We start from the raw sequence: 17,933 nt of genomic DNA on the forward strand, positions 1-17,933 counted from the left end.
CGCTGAAATTCGTCAGCAGGCCCGCCGTGAGGTACTGGCTCGACGGAGGCCAATCCGCGCCTGAAACCCTGTCCGTGCAGGTCAGGGTCTCGGCACGGGCCAGGACGCGCTCACCACCTCGCGACCGCTCAGGAACCCCGGCGGGCTCGCTCGACGATCTCGTCCTCCGTGAGCGGCACATCGTGGTGACTGAGGCAGATCGGCACCTCGATCTTGCTGAATCCGGTCCCCTCGCCTGCGGCGTTGAACGTCCCGGCCTTGAGACCGGCGAGGTTGTCGAGGACCGCGTTCCGCGCCTGGGCCATGATCGTGGCGGCCTCGATGTGCGCGGGTTGGGTGAGTCGGCCGATGAACTGGTTCGCGGTGTTGCCCAGCGCCTGGTTGTGGATCCCCCTGGGGAGTTGTGAGGCGAGGACTATCCCGAGGCCGTACTTGCGTATCTGGCGGATGAGTTCGACCGTGCTCTCCGTACTCGGATTCGACGCACCGGAGGGCACGAAGTTCTGCGCCTCGTCCATCACCAGCAGTCCGCCCAGGGGGCGGTCGCCGACCGGGTATGCCCTGAACCACGAGAACAGGGTCGCCTGGAGGCGGCTGACGAATTGGGCCGGTCCGTCGCCGGACAGGCCGACGAAGCTGATCACCGAGATACGGGCGGCCTTCCCCGGCGACGGGATCAGGAGCATGCCGGGATCGGCGGGTGCGCCGGACTCCCCGAACAGCGGGTCGGTCTCCATCGCGGCTTCCAGCGTGTCCGCCATCTGCACCGCGAAGCGACTGGTCCTGCTGTTCACGATGTCGCTCGGGGGTTCGGCGAGCAGCTCGACGAAGCCGGCCAGGTTCTTGCCGCCTTCGCGCGCGTACCGTTCGAGGGCACGTTTGAGGACCCCCAGCTGCTGGATCGCGCGAGCACTGCCGCCGCGTACACCGGCATGTGGCGCGAGCGAGGTCACGGTCGACCTGACCAGACGCGGGAAGTCGTCCTCGTCGTCAAGGACGGGACCGAAGTCGGGAAGCGGATGGAAGGAGATCGGACGTCCCCGGTTCAGGCCCGGTGTCCACACCACCACTTCGACATCCGTGAAATAGCGTCGGGCGTCGCGCTCATGGTCGTCCGTCCAACGCTCCGGCGGGCGTGACCAGGGGTCGCCGAGCCGTGCGAGGTCGCCGTTCGGATCCAGCACGATCGCCGAGACGCCGCGCAGAGCGCACTGCTCGACAAGTCGCTTGACCAGGACGGTCTTGCCCGATCCCGCAGCGCCCACCACCGCGGTGTGCATCCGGAGCTTTTCCATGGGTACCGCGAACGAACGGCCGCCCCGGACCGTGGTTCCGACGACGATCTCGTTACGAGCGGGCTCGGCGGCGTCCTCCGGTATGCCCGCCGCATCCGCCGCCACCCTGGAGCCGACTTCCGTGGTCGCGATGCCGAGATGCTGCCGTAAGTCTCCCAGCACCGGCGCGAAGACCTCGATGCGGGAAGCGGGGCGCTCCTGTCGCAGCCATTCGTCCAGGCCTGACGTACGGTCGTCGAGCATGACCCGGAGGGCGGCCAGGGTCCGGAGGTCGGCGGCGCCGATCGGTAACGACACACCACCCCGCGCCTCGAAGTCGTCCTTGATGCCCTTGGTCCTGGGGCCGCTCGGGTACGGCATGTTCCGCAGCAGGATCAGCCGGCGACTCGCCAGGCCGGCCGTCAGGCCCGCCTCCACGGCCGCGTTGCGGATCCGGTTCTGGGCGGCGATGGCGTTGTTCGCGGCGATCGCCCGGAAGGACCAGTGGAATTCGTTCTCGCTGGCCTCGTCCACGACATAGCGCAACCGGGCGTGCAACGCCGCCTTGCGGCCGAAGTCGGTCTCGATGGAGAACCGCGTCTCGTCGGCGCCCAGTTCCCTGAGCAGACTCCGCAGCCCCGCGCCCAGCAGAGCGGGCATCAGCCCGTCCTCGGTCGTGGGGTCGAGCGGCCCGAGGTCGTCCGCCTCGGCACGGAGTTTGTCGAAGGGCTCGGTGAGGGTGCTCAGGTTGACGGCCCTCGCCGGTGCGGGCGGTGCGGCCGGCGTGGGCTCCGCGCCTGCCAGGGAGGTCAGTTCGGTCGCCGTGCCCGTCTGCAGGCACGCCTCGATGTGCTTCTGGATCCGGACGAGCAGCCGCCGTGCGGTGTGACGGTGCGGGGCTTCGGCCAGCGCCGCCGAGGTGACCGGCCAGGTGGGATACGGCGGGGTGAACCCCACCGACTCGTAGTAGGGCCGAAAGCGGCTGCTGACGATGGCGGCGGCGGTGGCCTCGTCGGGAATCGCGCCGAGGGGCGGCAGCACCTCGAACCGGTCCAGGGCGGACCGGACTGCCGCCCGGGAGATCTGCTCCCAGGTGTCCTCGTGGCACGCCACGACGATCAGGGTCCGGCGGGCTTCCTCCCGCAGTTCCATCAGGCCGGTGGCGATCTCACTGCTCAGCCGCTTGGCGGCCCGGCCCTCGCCTGAAGGGGCCGACGTCAGCGACGACGTCTCCGCGGCGGACACCAGGGGGTCGAGCTGGTCGAAGGCGAACACCAGCGGTCCGACCAGGGCGAACAGGCGCGTCAGATCGCGCAGGACGCGTTGGGCCGGTCGCCCGCCCGGCGACATCCCCCAGGCGGCGCGCTTGTCCTCGTCGTCGTCGTTGAACGCGAAGTAGGCCCTGCCGATCTCCACGGGATCACCGGTGGAGGCGATGAGCACCAGCGCGCGGGCCGTGTCCGCGGCCTCGTTGCCCACCTGTCGGTCGATGGTCCGGATCCCGCGAACGAACGCGTCGACATGGGCGCGCGTCACCTCGCGTCGTCCCGTGACGGCGGCGTGGGTGTCCGTGTCGAGGCGAGCCCGGCGCGAGAGCTTGTCGAGCAGGCGAGTCAGTTGTTCCTGGCCACCCTCGTCCTCCCGGTAGAGACTGTCGACGAGACTGTCGGCGGCGCTCTCCCAGAAGTTCCGGCCGGTGACGAGCTTGATGTAGAAGAAGGAGCCGCCGCGTTCCTGGATCTCGTGGCGGGTCCAGCCGAGGAGATGCGTCTTGCCCGAGCCGCTCTCGCCCCGCACCACGCTCGCAACCGGCGAGCGGGCGCGCTCGACGGCGCTCATCGACCTTCCCAGCCGCCGGAACACCTCGGGATGAAGGCCGTCGACGTGGTAGGAGGTCACCGGTGTCCAGATCTCTTCCTGGGTCAGCGCGGTGTTGATGTACAGCGTCTCCAGGGCGGCGAGTTCCCCGTTCACGCCGGTCCGATCCGCAGCAGGTGGCGGGGCTCGCCGCCGATGTCGACCGCGGCCCTGCGGTCCTCGTCACTGAGCGTGCGCCGGTTGAGCTCGCCCATCAGCTGTACGTCGGGCTGCTCGATCATCCGGTCGAGTTCGGCGTCGACTGCCCCTCGCGGCAGGTCCTCGAGCCATGGGCGCAGCGTTGACAGTCTGACCCAACTGCCCGGTTTCCGGCGGACGGTGAGTTCCGTGTAGACCGCGCGGATCCAGGCCTCGGCGTCGGGCTGGAAGAACTCGCCGAACTTGGTGCCTGAGCGGGCCAGGTACTGTCCGACGTTGTCCAGCACCGCATAGAGCACCCCGGCCGGAAACTTCGCTCCGTCCGGGCGTCCGGCCACCAGAGCGGACTCGCACCAGGTCCGGCCCGCGGTCGTGAGCCGGTGCGTGTTGACCGCACCGTGCTTCCTCGTCAGGATCCGCTCGGCATCCTGGTTCACTCGCCGTCGCACCGCAGCGGTGATCTCCAGGCCGGCGAGTTCGCGCAGTTCACGGTTGGTCACCGGCCGTGCGACCACCATCAGGGCGAACAGCGATGCATGATCCCGTACAGTCAACGCCGTCGGCACAGTACCCCTCCTCGATGAGCTGAAATCCGGTCAGATGTCGAACCCCCGCCCGGGCACCAGTTCCACCCGGCCGGTCGTGCTGGACAACTCGCCCATGACGGTGATCACCTGCCGTTCCCGATGCGCGGTGATCGCACGGTCGTACGAGGCCTGGTCCGGGAGCCGCACCCAGACCACCTTCCCGACCAGTTCGGCGTGGTCGGCGCGCAGCTCACCGCGGACCTTGATCCGCCACCGGTCGTTGCCGGAGGAGTCGTCGTGCAGCCCCTCGACCACACCGGAGACCGTGGCTGCACCGGTGGCGTTGAGGCCGCGAAACCGCACGGACGCGGCGCGCAGAAGTGATCCGGAGGTCTCCGGGAACGCGACGACGTGTGACGGCACATCGAGTGGCTGCGAGCGCGCCCACCGGAAGCCGATCTCGAAGGGCTCGCTCCGGTCGTGGCCGGAGAGTTCACTGAGCGCCTTGCACAGATCCGCGGAGACGCCGGCCGTGACGGTCTCGTCGAAGGCGGCGGGCGTGTCCGCCGCCACGGCTGCCTGGGCCGCGCTCACCGCGTCCAGCATCTGGACCAGCACGGCCCGGCCGGTGACCTGCTCCCCGCTCGGGGTGCGGGCCGTCGCGTCCGCCGCCACCCGGATCTCGACGACGTAGCTCCCGGCGCGGGAGGGGCCGAGTTCGGCTGCGCGCAAGAGGTCGCCCACCACGCCCGGTTGCCGGCCGGCGAAGGCGAAGTGCGGGCCCTGCACGACGGTGCGCGCCGCCGCCGTCAGGAGGTTGCGGACACCCAGCACCGTCCGCGTACCCCGGAGCAGCGAGGTGTAGCCGGGGTCGTGGCCGGTGGGAAACGTGCGGAAGGACTGCTTGTCCAGCTGCGGTCTGGCGATCTCCAGGGCGATGTCGCTCGCCGGCCGGTCCTCCAGCGCGCACAGACAGCGCAGGATCTCCCGTAATCGACGGTCGTTGTCGCCCATGCCGTCGCGAGCGGGTACCAACACCTCGTAGTCGCCCGGGTGTTGCCACACACTCGCTCCGCGCCAGCCTTGTGGATCCCGCTCCCAGCCCGTGTCCGCCAGATAACTGGCGATGTCGTCGACCTTCAGCGGAATCGTCATCGGTTCCCCTACCAGTCGGACTGCGTCTCGGCGAGCCGGCGCAGTGAGGCGGCGGTGAGCACGTTCGCTGTCGGAACTCTGACCGGACGTTTTCGGTGACGGTCGGGGTCCTTGATCGGCTCCTCGGAGCGAAGCGAGACGAAGTAGCCGAGGTGACGGAGCATCACGCCGTCGGTGCTCATGGCCGCGTACGCCTGGTTGTCGGCGGGGACACAGATGACGAACAGAAAGCGGGGCACGGTGAAGTCGGGCCCGGCGAGCCTGTTGAACTGCCACTCATTGAGCCCGCGGTAGTTGAGGTGGCCGGACGACACGGACGGCTTCGACCATGTCTTGATCTGAGCCTCGACAGTGGGTGACAGCGTCCGTCCGTAGCGGCCGGTGGCGCGGAACCCGAGGTCGACCCCGTCCGCGTCGAGATCGCCTTGCAGGACGATCAGGCCTGCCGCAGAGGCCAGCACACGGACGTAGTCTTCGCCGAACTTGCCCTGATGCTGCTTCGCATCGAGCACGAAAGCCCCCCAAAAGCCCCCGGGTGTGGCGGACAGTAGTCGGAAGCTTACGGCACGCGCCAACGACTGTCAGGGCCCTGTAACGGACCTTCCGACAGGCTGCGAAACGATGGCCGGTATCGGAGCCACCGCCCTCGCTCTGATGCTCATGCCGACGCCGGAGCCCAGGACAAGGCCGACGTCTACCGGAATCTGAGCCTCATGCACACCTACGACCCCGCAAAACAGCTGGTGCGGGCCGAGGCTCAGCTCGACCCGCACAAGTTGGGGTTATGGTCTGTGTCCGAGGGGGGACTTGAACCCCCACGCCCGTTAAAGGGCACTAGCACCTCAAGCTAGCGCGTCTGCCATTCCGCCACCCGGACCAGGTGTCTGCCGCCTGGCCGGGGGTGTTCCCCGCGGCGACGTGCACAACAATACCAAGGTTTCGGGGTGCCTTTCACCTGCATATCCGCCCCCGGGCGGAGGCCCGGAGCACCCGCGCGGAGAGGCCGCCGGCCGTCACCGGAGGTGACCCGGCCACTACACCCGCCGGTCGGTTCCGGCCGTCCCGGGAGCCGGGTGCTCGTCCGCGACCAGCGTCTGCAGGGCCCGGACCAGCACCGCCGCGGTCTCCTCCCCCAGCGGTGCGAGGAACCGGGCCTCGGCGGCCCGGCGGGCCTTCTCCGCCTGCCGCAGGCACTCCGTTCCGTCGGAGGTCAGCTCGACGATGTTCTTGCGCCGGTCCCGCTGACTGCGCCGGCGCTCCACCAGACCGTGGTCCTCCAGTCCGTCGATCAGGGACACCATCGTGGTCCGGTCGACGCCGAGCCGTCCGGCCGCCTCGACCTGCGACAGCGGCTCGTCGCCGGAGAGCACCACCAGCACGGCCAGCTCGTGCCCGTCCACTCCGTGCGGGGCGAGCGCCTCGGCGGACGTCCGGGCGAACCTGGCCTGCGCGTGCTTGAGGAGGTATCCGAGCCGGGATTCGAGGGGTGCGGGTCTCGCCTCAGTAGCCATCCCCCGACTGTATCCGCGCCGTATCGACGACTGATCGTCAGTCTTGCTGATGGTTTAGTATGCTGACGAATATGACGAGAGTGCGCTTCGGCATCAAGACCACCCCCATGCACGTCTCCTACGAGGACATCCGCCGCGTCTGGCTGGAGGCCGACGCCGTGCCGGAGATCGAGGACGCCTGGTTGTGGGACCACCTGCTGCCGGTCGCCGGGCCGAAGGACGGACAGATACACGAGGGGTGGACCCTGCTGAGCGCGCTGGCCGCGCAGACCCGGCGGCTGCGGCTCGGGCTCCTGGTGACGAGCAACCGCACCCGACCCCCGGCCGTGCTGGGGAAGATGGCGTCCACCGTGGACGTGATCTCGGGTGGCCGCCTGATCATGGGGCTCGGGGTCGGCGGCACCCATCAGCCGCCGGGCGCGGGCGGGATCGCCGGCGCCAATCCTGCGATCGAGGAGTACGAGGCGTACGGGTTGACGCTGGTGCCGCCGGGCGAGGGCGTCGCGCGCCTCGCCGAGACGGTCGAGATCCTGAAGCTGATGTGGACGAAGGACGTGTTCGACTTCTCGGGTCGCCACCACCGGCTGACGAACACCCGGAACGAGCCCAAGCCCGTGCAGCGCCCCGGTCCCCCGCTGCTGATCGGCGGCTGGGGCACCCGTCTGCTGCGGCTGGTCGCCGAGCACGCCGACGTGTGGAACGTGCCCGGACCGCCGCACAACAGCGTGGAGTTCGTCGCCGAGCGCGCCCGCGTCCTGGACGGCCACTGTGCCGACCTCGGCCGCGACCCCGCAGAGATCACCCGGTCCGTCCAGGTCCTGGTGTCCTACGACGACCCGGCGTCGACGCGTGCCACGGTGGGTGCGCTCGTCGACGCCGGCGTGAACCACGTCGTGCTCAGCCTGCCGCGCCCCTATCCGCGGGGCGTGGCACGGTGGTTGGCCGATGAGGTGATCGCCGGGTGACGCCACCGGAGCGGTGACGTCACCCGGCCGTCAGTCACGCCATGAGGTGGTAGTCCGGGAAGTTCCCCGGCAACCGCTCCCCCTCCGGGCCCCGCGTCACGGCCCGCACGAGGAGTTCGCCGCCGACGAACGCCCCGCTCCAGGACGCGCCGAAGCCGCCGAACAGTTCGTCCCGGTCGCCGCGGGAGCGGGGTTTGCCGTGGCCGACCTTGAACGCGCGTATCTGCGGGGCCAGTCGGTCGAAGGTGGCCCGGTCGTCGGTGGACAGCGTGGCGACCAGCGCGCCGTTGGAGGCGTTCATCGCGGCGAGCAGTTCCGCCTCGGTGTCGACCAGGACGATGGTGTCGACCGGGCCGAAGGGTTCCGCGTGGTGCAGCGGTGAGGACGGCGGCGGGTTGAGGAGCGTGACGGGGTGGACGTAGGCCGAGGTGTCCTGGCCGGGCAGGAGGCGGGCGTCGGCCTCGTGGCCGCGGTGCAGGGGGACGGCGCCGCGGTCGATGGCCTCGGCGACCTGGTCGTGCAGTTCCTTGGCCTTGGCCGCGTTGATCACGGGGCCGAAGTCCAGCTCCGGGTACGGGTCGTCGGGCTTCTCGACGGCCAGCGGGTGGCCGATCCTGAGCGTGCGGACCGCCGGGAGGTACGCCGCGAGGAACTCGTCGAACAGCTGCCGTTGGACGACGAAGCGCGGGTACGCCGTGCAGCGCTGTTTGCCGTAGTCGAAGAGCTTGGGGACGACGGCCGTGAGCGCGTCCCAGTCCGAGTAGTTCCAGATGCCCCAGGTGTTGAGTCCCTCCTGTTCGAGTACATGCCGCTTGCCGAGGTCGGCGACGGCCGTGGCCACGGCGGCGCCGGTGTCGCGGCCGCCGACGAAGGAGACGCAGCCGATCTCGGGCGCCCGCACGAGCGCGTGGGACAGCTCGCCTCCACTGCCGCTGACGAGGGTGGCGGGGATTCCCTCGCGGGCGGCCAGCGCGGAAGCCAGGGTCAGACATGCGAGGCCGCCGTCGGTCGGGGTCTTGGCGATCACCGCGTTGCCTGCCAGTGCCTGTACCAGCATTGCGTGAACGAGCACGCTCATCGGATAGTTCCAGCTCGCGATGTTGGACACCGGGCCGTCCAGCGGGGCCCGTTCGGCAAGCATCGGCTCGATGCCGTCGACGTACCAGCGCACGCCGTCGATGGCCCGGTCGACGTCGGCCTGCGCCAGCCGCCAGGGCTTGCCGATCTCCCACACCAGCAGCAGAGCGAGGAGTTCGCGGTGTTCGGTGAGGGCGTCGAGCGTGGCGGCGACCCTTGCCCGGCGTTCGTCGAGGGGGACGTGCCGCCAGGCGCGGTGCTGGTCGAGGGAGGCGCGGACGGCCTGGTGGGCGGTGTCCCGGTCCAGGCGGGGCGGCCCTGCGATGGGGCTGCCGTCGACGGGGCTGGTGGCGGGCAGCGCCCGGCCGTCGGCCCGCCAGGCGGAGCCCCACAGGTTGAGGACACGGTCGTCCTGGAAGGCCTCGGGGGCGACGACGAGGCAACGCTGCCAGGCGTCGGTCCAGGACGTGCCCGCCTTGAGGGTCAAGTGGGGCGGGACGGTTGCGGGGTTGAGGGTTGATGCCATGCTCTGCTCCGCTCTCGGTGCACAGTCGGGGCGGGGTGAGGCAGGAAGTGACCTACAACTGACTTACAGATGAGGCTAGTTACGCTCACTGGAGCGCGACAGTCACGGCGCGTCAACTATGAGTGACGTCACGTACCGCTTCGAGGTGGTCCAGCACCAGCCGTGCGGTCTCCGTCGGGGTGCTTCCGACCTTGACGCCCACCGCCTCCAGCGCCTCCTTCTTCGCCGAGGCCGTACCGGACGAGCCGGAGACGATCGCGCCCGCGTGCCCCATGGTCTTGCCCTCGGGCGCGGTGAAGCCGGCGATGTAACCGACGACGGGCTTGGTCACGTGCTCGCGGACGTAGGCGGCGGCCCGTTCCTCCGCGTCGCCGCCGATCTCGCCGATGAGGACGATCAGTTCGGTGTCGGGGTCCTCCTGGAACGCGGCCAGGCAGTCGATGTGCGTGGTGCCGACGACGGGGTCGCCGCCGATGCCGACACAGGTCGAGAAGCCGATGTCCCGGAGTTCGTACATGAGTTGGTAGGTGAGCGTGCCGGACTTGGACACCAGGCCGATGCGGCCGGGCTTGGTGATGTCGGCGGGGATGATGCCCGCGTTGGACTGCCCTGGGGTGATCAGGCCGGGGCAGTTGGGGCCGATGATCCGGGTGCCCTTCGACTTCGCGTACCCCGTGAAGGCGACGGAGTCGTGGACCGGGATGCCCTCGGTGATGACGACGGCGAGGCCGATGCCGGCGTCCGCCGCCTCGATCACGGCCGCCTTCGCGAAGGCCGGCGGCACGAAGACGACGGTGACGTCGGCGCCGGTGGCCTCGATGCCTTCGCGGACCGAGCCGAAGACCGGGACGATCCGGTCGTCGAAGTCGACCGTGGAGCCCGCCTTTCGCGGGTTGACTCCGCCGACGACGTCCGTGCCGGCCGCGAGCATGCGGCGGGTGTGCTTCATGCCCTCGCCACCGGTCATGCCCTGGACGAGGACCTTGCTCTCCTTGGTGAGGTAGATCGCCATGTCCCTGCTCCTCAGCGTGCGTTGGCGAGGTCGGCGGCGCGGCGGGCGGCGCCGTCCATGGTGGTGGCCTGCTGGACCAGCGGGTGTCCGCGGTCGTCGAGGACGGCCCGGCCGCGGGCCGCGTTGTTGCCGTCGAGCCGGACCACCAGAGGCTTGGTCAACTGCACCGCGTCCAGGGCCTGGACGATGCCCTCGGCGACCGCGTCGCAGGCGGTGATGCCACCGAAGACGTTGACGAAGACCGACTTCACGGCCGGGTCGGAGAGGATGACGGACAGGCCGTCCGCCATGATCTGGGCCGAGGCCCCGCCGCCGATGTCCAGGAAGTTGGCGGGGCGGGCGCCGCAGCCGGCCACCACGTCGAGGGTGGACATGACGAGGCCGGCACCGTTGCCGATGATGCCGACCTCGCCGTCGAGCTTGACGTAGTTGAGGCCCTTGGCGGCGGCCTTGGCCTCCAGCGCGTCGTCGTGCTCGACGTCGTCGGCGCCCCAACGGGCCTGGCGGAAGCGGGCGTTGTCGTCGAGGGTGACCTTGCCGTCGAGGGCGAGGATCTGGCCTTGTGCGGTGCGCACGAGCGGGTTGACCTCGACGAGCAGGGCGTCCTCGCGCACGAGCACGTCCCACAGCCGTACGAGGACGTCGACCGTCTGCGGCGGCAGCCCGGCCGCCTGGGCGATCTCGCCCGCCTTCGCCGAGGTGACGCCCTCGGCCGGGTCGACGGGGATACGGGCCACGGCCTCGGGGCGGGTCGCGGCGACCTCCTCGATGTCCATGCCGCCCTCGGCGGAGGCGATGGCGAGGAACGTGCCCGCCGCGCGGTCGAGCACGTAGGAGACGTAGAACTCGCTCTCGATGTCGACCGGTTGGGCCAGCATTACCTTGCCGACCCGGTGGCCCTTGATGTCCATGCCGAGGATCTGCCGTGCCGTGAGCTCGGCGGCGGCCGGGTCGGCGGCGAGTTTGACCCCGCCCGCCTTGCCGCGTCCGCCGGTCTTCACCTGGGCCTTCACCACGACCCGCCCACCGAGCCTGCGGGCGATCTCGCGTGCCTCCTTGGACGAGTCGGTGACCTCCGCCCTCGGCACCAAGATGCCGTGTTCCTCGAAGAGTTCCCTTGCCTGGTGTTCGTACAGGTCCATCTCGGCTCCCGTCTTAAAAGTGCCGCACGCCCCCTGGACACCACCCACTGGATGCGGGATAACAAGCTTCATACAGTATTCGTCGACTGTATGCAATGTACCGCGAGAGCGTTCCAACCCCCTACGAAGGGACAGGACTTCGCCATGCCCGACGACACCCAGGATGTGATTTCCGGTGGTCATCTCGTTGCCAAGGCGCTCAAGGCCGAGGGCGTCGACCGCATCTACACCTTGTGCGGTGGCCACATCATCGACATCTACGACGGCTGCGTCGACGAGGGCATAGAGGTCGTCGACGTCCGCCACGAGCAGGTCGCCGCCCACGCCGCCGACGGCTACGCCCGCATCACCGGCAAGCCGGGCTGCGCGGTAGTCACCGCGGGACCGGGGACGACCGACGCCGTCACCGGTGTCGCCAACGCCTTCCGCGCGGAGTCCCCGATGCTGCTGATCGGCGGCCAAGGGGCTCTCACCCAGCACAAGATGGGGTCACTGCAGGATCTGCCGCACGTGGACATGATGACGCCGATCACCAAGTTCGCGGCGGCCGTACCGGACACCGCGCGCGCCGCCGACATGGTGTCGATGGCGTTTCGCGAGTGCTACCACGGCGCGCCCGGCCCCTCCTTCCTGGAGATCCCGCGCGACGTGCTCGACGCCAAGGTCCCGGTGAGCAAGGCGCGCGTGCCCAAGCCCGGCGCCTACCGTGCCTCGACCCGCTCGGCCGGTGACCCCGAGGCGATCGAGAAGCTCGCCGACCTCCTGGTCCACGCCGAGAAGCCGGCCATCCTGCTCGGCAGCCAGGTGTGGACGACGCGCGGCACCGAGTCGGCCATCGACCTCGTACGCACCCTCAACATCCCCGCCTACATGAACGGCGCCGGACGCGGCACCCTCCCGCCGGGCGACCCGCACCACTTCCAGCTGTCGCGCCGGTACGCCTTCTCCAACGCCGACGTCATCGTCATCGTCGGCACGCCCTTCGACTTCCGCATGGGCTACGGCAAGCGGCTGTCGCCGGAGGCGACCGTCGTGCAGATCGACCTCGACTACCGGACCGTCGGCAAGAACCGCGACATCGACCTCGGGATCGTGGGCGACGCCGGGCTCGTGCTGAAGTCGGTCACCGAGGCCGCCTCCGGGCGCGTCAACGGCGGGGCCGCCAAGCGCAAGGAGTGGCTCGACGAGCTGCGTGCCGCCGAGCAGACCGCCCTGGAGAAGCGGCTGCCCAGCCTGAAGTCGGACGCCTCGCCGATCCACCCGTACCGCCTGGTGAGCGAGATCAACGACTTCCTCACCGAGGACTCCATCTACATCGGCGACGGCGGCGACATCGTCACCTTCTCCGGACAGGTGGTGCAGCCCAAGTCGCCCGGGCACTGGATGGACCCGGGCCCGCTCGGCACCCTCGGCGTCGGCGTCCCCTTCGTGCTCGCCGCCAAGCAGGCACGGCCCGACAAGGAGGTCGTCGCCCTCTTCGGCGACGGCGCGTTCTCCCTGACCGGCTGGGACTTCGAGACCCTCGTCCGCTACGACCTCCCCTTCGTCGGCATCGTCGGCAACAACTCCTCGATGAACCAGATCCGTTACGGCCAGGCCCAGAAGTACGGCCTGGAGCGCGAGCGGGTCGGCAACACCCTCGGCGACGTCCACTACGACAAGTTCGCCCAGATGCTGGGCGGTTACGGCGAGGAGGTCCGCGACCCCGCCGACATCTCCCCGGCCCTGCAGCGCGCCCGCGAGTCGGGCAAGCCGTCGCTGATCAACGTCTGGGTCGACCCGGACGCGTACGCCCCCGGAACCATGAACCAGACGATGTACAAGTGAGGTGAGCCGGCCATGACCAAGGCTCTCGAAGGCATCCGTGTCCTCGACATGACGCACGTCCAGTCCGGGCCCTCCGCCACCCAGCTGCTCGCCTGGCTCGGTGCGGACGTGGTCAAACTGGAGGCCCCGACCGGTGACATCACGCGCAAGCAGCTGCGCGACCTCCCGGACGTCGACTCCCTCTACTTCACGATGCTCAACTGCAACAAGCGGAGCATCACCCTCAACACCAAGACCGAGCGCGGCAAGGAGATCCTCACCGAGCTGATCCGGCGCTCGGACGTCATGGTCGAGAACTTCGGACCGGGCGCGGTCGACCGCATGGGCTTCACCTGGGACCGCATCCAGGAGATCAATCCGCGGATCGTCTATGCCTCCATCAAGGGGTTCGGGGACGGCCCGTACACCAACTTCAAGGCGTACGAGGTCGTCGCTCAAGCCATGGGCGGGTCGATGTCGACCACCGGTTTCGAGGACGGGCCGCCGCTGGCGACGGGGGCCCAGATCGGGGACTCCGGGACGGGTGTGCACGCCGTGGCGGGGATTCTCGCGGCGCTGTTCCAGCGGGAGAACACCGGGCGTGGGCAGCGGGTCAACGTGGCCATGCAGCACGCCGTACTCAACCTGTGCCGGGTGAAGCTGCGGGATCAGCAACGCCTGGCACATGGACCGCTCGCTGAATATCCGAACGAGGACTTCGGCACGGAAGTTCCCCGCTCGGGCAACGCGTCCGGCGGCGGTCAGCCGGGCTGGGCGGTCCGGTGCGCGCCGGGCGGCCCGAACGACTACGTGTACGTCATCGTGCAGCCCGTCGGCTGGCAGCCGCTCAGCGAGCTGATCGGCCGGCCCGAGCTGGCGGCCGACCCCGAGTGGGCGACCCCGGAAGCCCGGCTCCCCAAGCTCGGCAAGATGTTCCAGCTGATCGAGGAGTGGTCCGCCACCCTGCCCAAGTGGGAGGTGCTGGAGCGGCTCAACGCCCACAACATCCCGTGCGGACCGATCCTGTCCACCAGGGAGATCATCGAGGACGACTCGCTGGTCGCCAACGAGATGGTCGTCACCGTGCCGCACCCCGAGCGCGGCGAGTTCGTGACCGTGGGCAGCCCGCTGAAACTCTCCGACTCCCCCGTGGACGTGACCAGTTCGCCGCTGCTCGGCGAGCACAACGAAGAGGTCTACGTCGGCGAACTGGGCCTCGGCGACGAGGAACTGCGCCTGCTCAAGTCGAACGGAGTGATCTGACGTGATGGCCGAAGACCGGGAGCTGACGGTGCGCTCGCTCCTCGACGCCGTGCGCGCCGAGGGACGGGCGGCGCTGACCGCGCCCGAGGGCAAGATCCTCGCCGACGCGTACGGGATCGCCGTACCGGGTGAGGAGTTGGCGACCGACGTCGACGAGGCGGTGGCGTATGCGGCCCGTTTCGGCGGGCCGGTGGTGATGAAGATCGTCTCGCCGGACATCCTGCACAAGACAGACGCCGGCGGAGTGGTCGTCGGTGTCGAGGGCGCCGCGGACGTGCGGGCCGCGTTCTGCAGGATCATCGAGAACGCGCGCGCGTACGACGCGAACGCCCGTATCGAGGGCGTGCAGGTGCAGGAGCTGCTGCCGCAGGGGCAGGAGGTCATCGTCGGCGCGGTGACGGACCCGACGTTCGGGAAGATCGTCGCGTTCGGGCTCGGCGGGGTACTGGTCGAGGTCTTCAAGGACGTCACCTTCCGGCTCGCGCCGGTGAGTCCGGACGAGGCCCTGTCGATGCTGGACTCGATCCGGTCGGCGGAGATCCTGCGCGGGGTGCGCGGCCAGGCGGGCGTGGACCGGTGGGCGATCGCCGAGCAGATCCGGCGGGTGTCCCAACTGGTCGCGGACTTCCCGGAGATCGCGGAGGTCGACCTCAACCCGGTGATCGCCACGCCTCAGGGCGCGGTCGCCGCCGACATCCGCGTGATCCTCGCCGAGAAGCAGCCGCCGCCCCGGCGCACGTACACGCGCGCGGAGATCCTCACCTCGATGCGGCGTCTGATGGAGCCCTCCTCGGTCGCCGTGATCGGTGCCTCCAACGAGCAGGGCAAGATCGGCAATTCGGTGATGCGCAACCTCGTCGACGGCGGCTTCGCCGGGGAGATCCATCCGGTGAACCCCAAGGCCGATGACATTCTGGGCCGCAAGGCGTACAAGAGTGTCACCGACGTTCCCGGTGAGGTGGATGTGGCGGTCTTCGCGATCCCCGCCAAGTTCGTGGCCGCGGCCCTGGAGGAGGTGGGACGCAAGAACATCCCCAACGCCGTACTGATCCCCTCAGGGTTCGCGGAGACCGGTGAAGTCGCGCTCCAGGACGAGATCGTGGCGATCGCCGAGCGGTACGGCATCCGCCTGCTCGGCCCGAACATCTACGGCTACTACTCGACGTGGCAGGACCTGTGCGCCACGTTCTGCACGCCGTACGACGTCAAGGGCGGGGTCGCGCTGACCTCGCAGTCCGGTGGCATCGGGATGGCCATCCTGGGCTTCGCGCGCACCACGAAGACGGGTGTGTCGGCGATCGTCGGCCTCGGCAACAAGTCGGACCTGGACGAGGACGACCTGCTGACCTGGTTCGGCGAGGACCCGCACACCGACTGCATCGCGATGCACCTGGAGGACCTCAAGGACGGCCGCGCCTTCGTGGAGGCCGCGCGGGCGACCGTGCCGAAGAAGCCGGTCGTGGTCCTCAAGGCGGGCCGTACGGCGGCCGGCGCGAAGGCCGCGGGCTCGCACACCGGCGCCCTGGCGGGCGACGACGCCGTGTACGACGACATCCTCAAGCAGGCCGGGGTGATCCGGGCGCCGGGTCTCAACGACATGCTGGAGTACGCGCGCGGGCTGCCGGTGCTGCCCGCTCCGAAGGGCGACAACGTCGTGATCATCACCGGGGCGGGCGGCAGCGGTGTGCTGCTGTCGGACGCGGTGACCGACAACGGCCTGACCCTGATGGAGATCCCCCCGGACCTCGACGAGGCCTTCCGCAAGTTCATCCCGCCCTTCGGGGCCGCGGGCAACCCGGTGGACATCACCGGGGGCGAGCCGCCGTCGACGTACGAGGCGACGATCCGGCTCGGTCTGGAGGACCCGCGCATCCACGCGCTCGTCCTCGGTTACTGGCACACGATCGTCACTCCCCCGATGGTCTTCGCGGAGCTCACCGCACGCGTGGTGGCCGAGTTCCGGGAGCGCGGCATCGAGAAGCCCGTGGTGGCCTCTCTCGCGGGCGATGTCGAGGTCGAGGAGGCCTGCCAGTACCTCTACGAGCGAGGGGTCGTGGCGTACCCGTACACGACCGAGAAGCCGGTGGCCGTGCTCGGGGCGAAGTACCGCTGGGCCCGTGCGGCGGGGCTGTTGGGGGGCGGCTCATGACCTAGCCGGAGGAGGGGCCGGCCGACGGTGCGCGTCGGCCGGCCCCGGGACCCGTGCGCGCACGAAAGGCATTGGACAGGGGGCGCTGGCCAGAGCTTTCGACGCAAGGGGTACTGAGCGATGACAACCACCGATTTCTCGGCGTCCGTCCCCTACAGGGAGGTGACGGACCGAAACGGCCGCGTGTACCGGATCGGCGAGTCGGACGTCGACATCATGGGCCGACCACGGAAGTGGATGGTCATCCTGCCGTGGGTGGGCATGATGGGCATCAGCTCCGCCGAATACGCGTTCACGTCGGCGGAGGACACGCTCCACGAGGCGCATCTGTGGAGCAGCGGACACATCTTCTGGCTGATGGGCGTCTGGATCTTCTTCCAGGCGGCCGTGGCCTTCCCCGCCGGGCAGCTGCGGGAGAGCGGCAGGCTGCCGGCCCGTACGGCGATGATGATCGGCGCCGTCGGGACGTTGCTGGGCTATCTGTCACTGGCGTACGCGCCGAACGTGCTCGTCGCCTACTTCGGCTTCGGCATGTGCAGCGGCATCGGCGCCGGCCTCGTCTACGCGACCTGCGTGAACATGGTCGGCAAGTGGTATCCGGAGCGCAAGGGCGGCAAGACGGGCTTCGTCAACGGCGGTTTCGCCTACGGATCCGTGCCCTTCGTGTTCCTGTTCACCTCGTACATGGACCTGAGCAACTACGAGGTCGTGCTGGCCTGTGTGGGTGTCGGGCTGTGCCTCGTGGTGGCGTCGGCGGGCTGGTTCTTCAAGGACCCGCCGAAGAACTGGTGGCCGGCGAACGTCGACCCGCTGCTGCAGACCGACGACCCGAAGATCCGGCGGGCGCTGGAGAAGAACCCGCCGGCCGTCAAGCAGTACACCCCCAAGGAGGCCGCCCGTCAGCCAGTGCTGTGGATGATGTGGTTCTGTCTCCTGTGCACCGCAGGCATCAACATCTTTGGTATCGCCTTCCAGGTCCCGTTCGGCAAGGACATGGGATTCGCCGGCGGAATCGTGGCCACCGCGATGTCGCTCAAGGCGATCGTCAACGGCACCGGGCGTGGTGTCATCGGCTGGATCTCCGACCGCTGCGGGCGCCGCAACACGCTGGTCATCGTGTGTCTGGTGCTCGGTACGGCGCAGTTCGGCGTACTGGTGTCCGGACAGATGGGCAGCATGCCGTTCTTCCTGTTCTGCTCCATGGTCTCCGGCTTCGGCGGCGGCGCGATCTTCCCGCTGTTCGCCGCCATGACGGCGGACTACTTCGGTGAGAACAACAACGCCTCCAACTACGGCATGGTCTACAGCTCGAAGCTGATCTCCGGTCTCGTCGGCTCCGGCGTGGGCGCGGTCGTCGTCGACGTGTGGGACTACCACGGAGCCTTCGTGCTCGCCGGCTCCATCGGGCTGGCCTCCGCCGTGCTCGCGCTCTTCCTGAAGTCCCCGGGCCGCCCCAAGGCCCGGCGCATCGTCCCCAACCCGCAACCGCTCGGCGAGGAGATGGCCTGAC

Annotated in this window: 13 protein-coding genes and 1 tRNA gene; 5 read left to right on the plus strand and 9 right to left on the minus strand. The window is 69.4% G+C overall.

Features of this window, described 5'->3' with window-relative positions; translation table 11 throughout:
• Positions 1 to 128: 128 nt before the first annotated feature.
• From ACIQI8_RS06015 to ACIQI8_RS06040, 6 genes are all read right to left on the minus strand, one after another.
• Positions 129 to 3,248, minus strand: a complete 3,120-nt coding sequence (locus ACIQI8_RS06015) for an ATP-binding protein (RefSeq protein WP_402345360.1) — start codon at positions 3,246 to 3,248, stop codon at positions 129 to 131.
• Entirely contained in the window at positions 3,245 to 3,844 is a 600-nt protein-coding gene (locus ACIQI8_RS06020; RefSeq protein WP_402345362.1) for a hypothetical protein, read from the minus strand. Before ACIQI8_RS06020 ends, ACIQI8_RS06015 begins: the two co-directional genes overlap by 4 nt.
• A gap of 42 nt (positions 3,845 to 3,886) precedes the next feature.
• Positions 3,887 to 4,972 (minus strand): hypothetical protein, encoded by a 1,086-nt coding sequence (locus ACIQI8_RS06025; RefSeq protein ID WP_402345364.1) that lies wholly within the window; start codon positions 4,970 to 4,972, stop codon positions 3,887 to 3,889.
• Positions 4,973 to 4,980: 8 nt separating this feature from the next.
• Positions 4,981 to 5,484 carry a DUF4365 domain-containing protein gene (locus ACIQI8_RS06030; protein WP_402345366.1) on the minus strand — a complete coding sequence of 168 codons (504 nt, stop codon included), beginning with the start codon at positions 5,482 to 5,484 and terminating at the stop codon, positions 4,981 to 4,983.
• A 280-nt stretch (positions 5,485 to 5,764) separates the two neighbouring features.
• Positions 5,765 to 5,849, minus strand: a tRNA-Leu gene (locus ACIQI8_RS06035).
• Between the two features lie 157 nt (positions 5,850 to 6,006).
• Positions 6,007 to 6,483, minus strand: coding sequence for a MarR family winged helix-turn-helix transcriptional regulator (locus tag ACIQI8_RS06040; RefSeq protein WP_402345368.1), 477 nt, complete (start codon positions 6,481 to 6,483; stop codon positions 6,007 to 6,009).
• Between the two features lie 71 nt (positions 6,484 to 6,554).
• On the opposite strand from ACIQI8_RS06040, the gene ACIQI8_RS06045 reads away from it, so the two are divergent.
• The gene (locus tag ACIQI8_RS06045) at positions 6,555 to 7,448 is read left to right on the plus strand and encodes an LLM class flavin-dependent oxidoreductase (RefSeq protein WP_402345370.1); all 894 of its coding nucleotides are present in this window, start codon (positions 6,555 to 6,557) and stop codon (positions 7,446 to 7,448) included.
• A gap of 34 nt (positions 7,449 to 7,482) precedes the next feature.
• Here ACIQI8_RS06045 and ACIQI8_RS06050 read toward each other — a convergent pair whose 3' ends face one another.
• The 3 genes from ACIQI8_RS06050 to sucC all read right to left on the minus strand — a co-directional run bounded on the left by ACIQI8_RS06050 (position 7,483) and on the right by sucC (position 11,205).
• Positions 7,483 to 9,051: an aldehyde dehydrogenase family protein gene (locus ACIQI8_RS06050; RefSeq protein WP_402345372.1), complete on the minus strand. Its 1,569-nt coding sequence runs from the start codon at positions 9,049 to 9,051 to the stop codon at positions 7,483 to 7,485.
• A gap of 112 nt (positions 9,052 to 9,163) precedes the next feature.
• Positions 9,164 to 10,063 carry a succinate--CoA ligase subunit alpha gene (sucD, locus tag ACIQI8_RS06055; RefSeq protein ID WP_402345374.1) on the minus strand — a complete coding sequence of 300 codons (900 nt, stop codon included), beginning with the start codon at positions 10,061 to 10,063 and terminating at the stop codon, positions 9,164 to 9,166.
• Between the two features lie 11 nt (positions 10,064 to 10,074).
• Positions 10,075 to 11,205 (minus strand): ADP-forming succinate--CoA ligase subunit beta, encoded by a 1,131-nt coding sequence (sucC, locus tag ACIQI8_RS06060; RefSeq protein ID WP_402345376.1) that lies wholly within the window; start codon positions 11,203 to 11,205, stop codon positions 10,075 to 10,077.
• Between the two features lie 144 nt (positions 11,206 to 11,349).
• Here sucC and ACIQI8_RS06065 point away from each other — a divergent pair, with 144 nt between their 5' ends.
• The 4 genes from ACIQI8_RS06065 to ACIQI8_RS06080 all read left to right on the plus strand — a co-directional run bounded on the left by ACIQI8_RS06065 (position 11,350) and on the right by ACIQI8_RS06080 (position 17,932).
• The gene (locus tag ACIQI8_RS06065; RefSeq protein WP_402345377.1) at positions 11,350 to 13,032 is read left to right on the plus strand and encodes a thiamine pyrophosphate-binding protein; all 1,683 of its coding nucleotides are present in this window, start codon (positions 11,350 to 11,352) and stop codon (positions 13,030 to 13,032) included.
• Between the two features lie 12 nt (positions 13,033 to 13,044).
• A complete protein-coding gene (gene frc / locus ACIQI8_RS06070; protein WP_124001835.1) occupies positions 13,045 to 14,274 on the plus strand; it encodes a formyl-CoA transferase in 1,230 nt (409 codons plus the stop codon).
• A gap of 4 nt (positions 14,275 to 14,278) precedes the next feature.
• On the plus strand, positions 14,279 to 16,423 hold the full coding sequence (locus tag ACIQI8_RS06075; protein ID WP_402346715.1) for an acetate--CoA ligase family protein: 2,145 nt from the start codon (positions 14,279 to 14,281) through the stop codon (positions 16,421 to 16,423).
• A 120-nt stretch (positions 16,424 to 16,543) separates the two neighbouring features.
• The gene (locus ACIQI8_RS06080; RefSeq protein ID WP_402345380.1) at positions 16,544 to 17,932 is read left to right on the plus strand and encodes an OFA family MFS transporter; all 1,389 of its coding nucleotides are present in this window, start codon (positions 16,544 to 16,546) and stop codon (positions 17,930 to 17,932) included.
• Position 17,933: the final 1 nt, after the last annotated feature.

It is taken from the genome of Streptomyces sp. NPDC092369 (assembly GCF_044755245.1).
GTDB lineage: Bacteria > Actinomycetota > Actinomycetes > Streptomycetales > Streptomycetaceae > Streptomyces.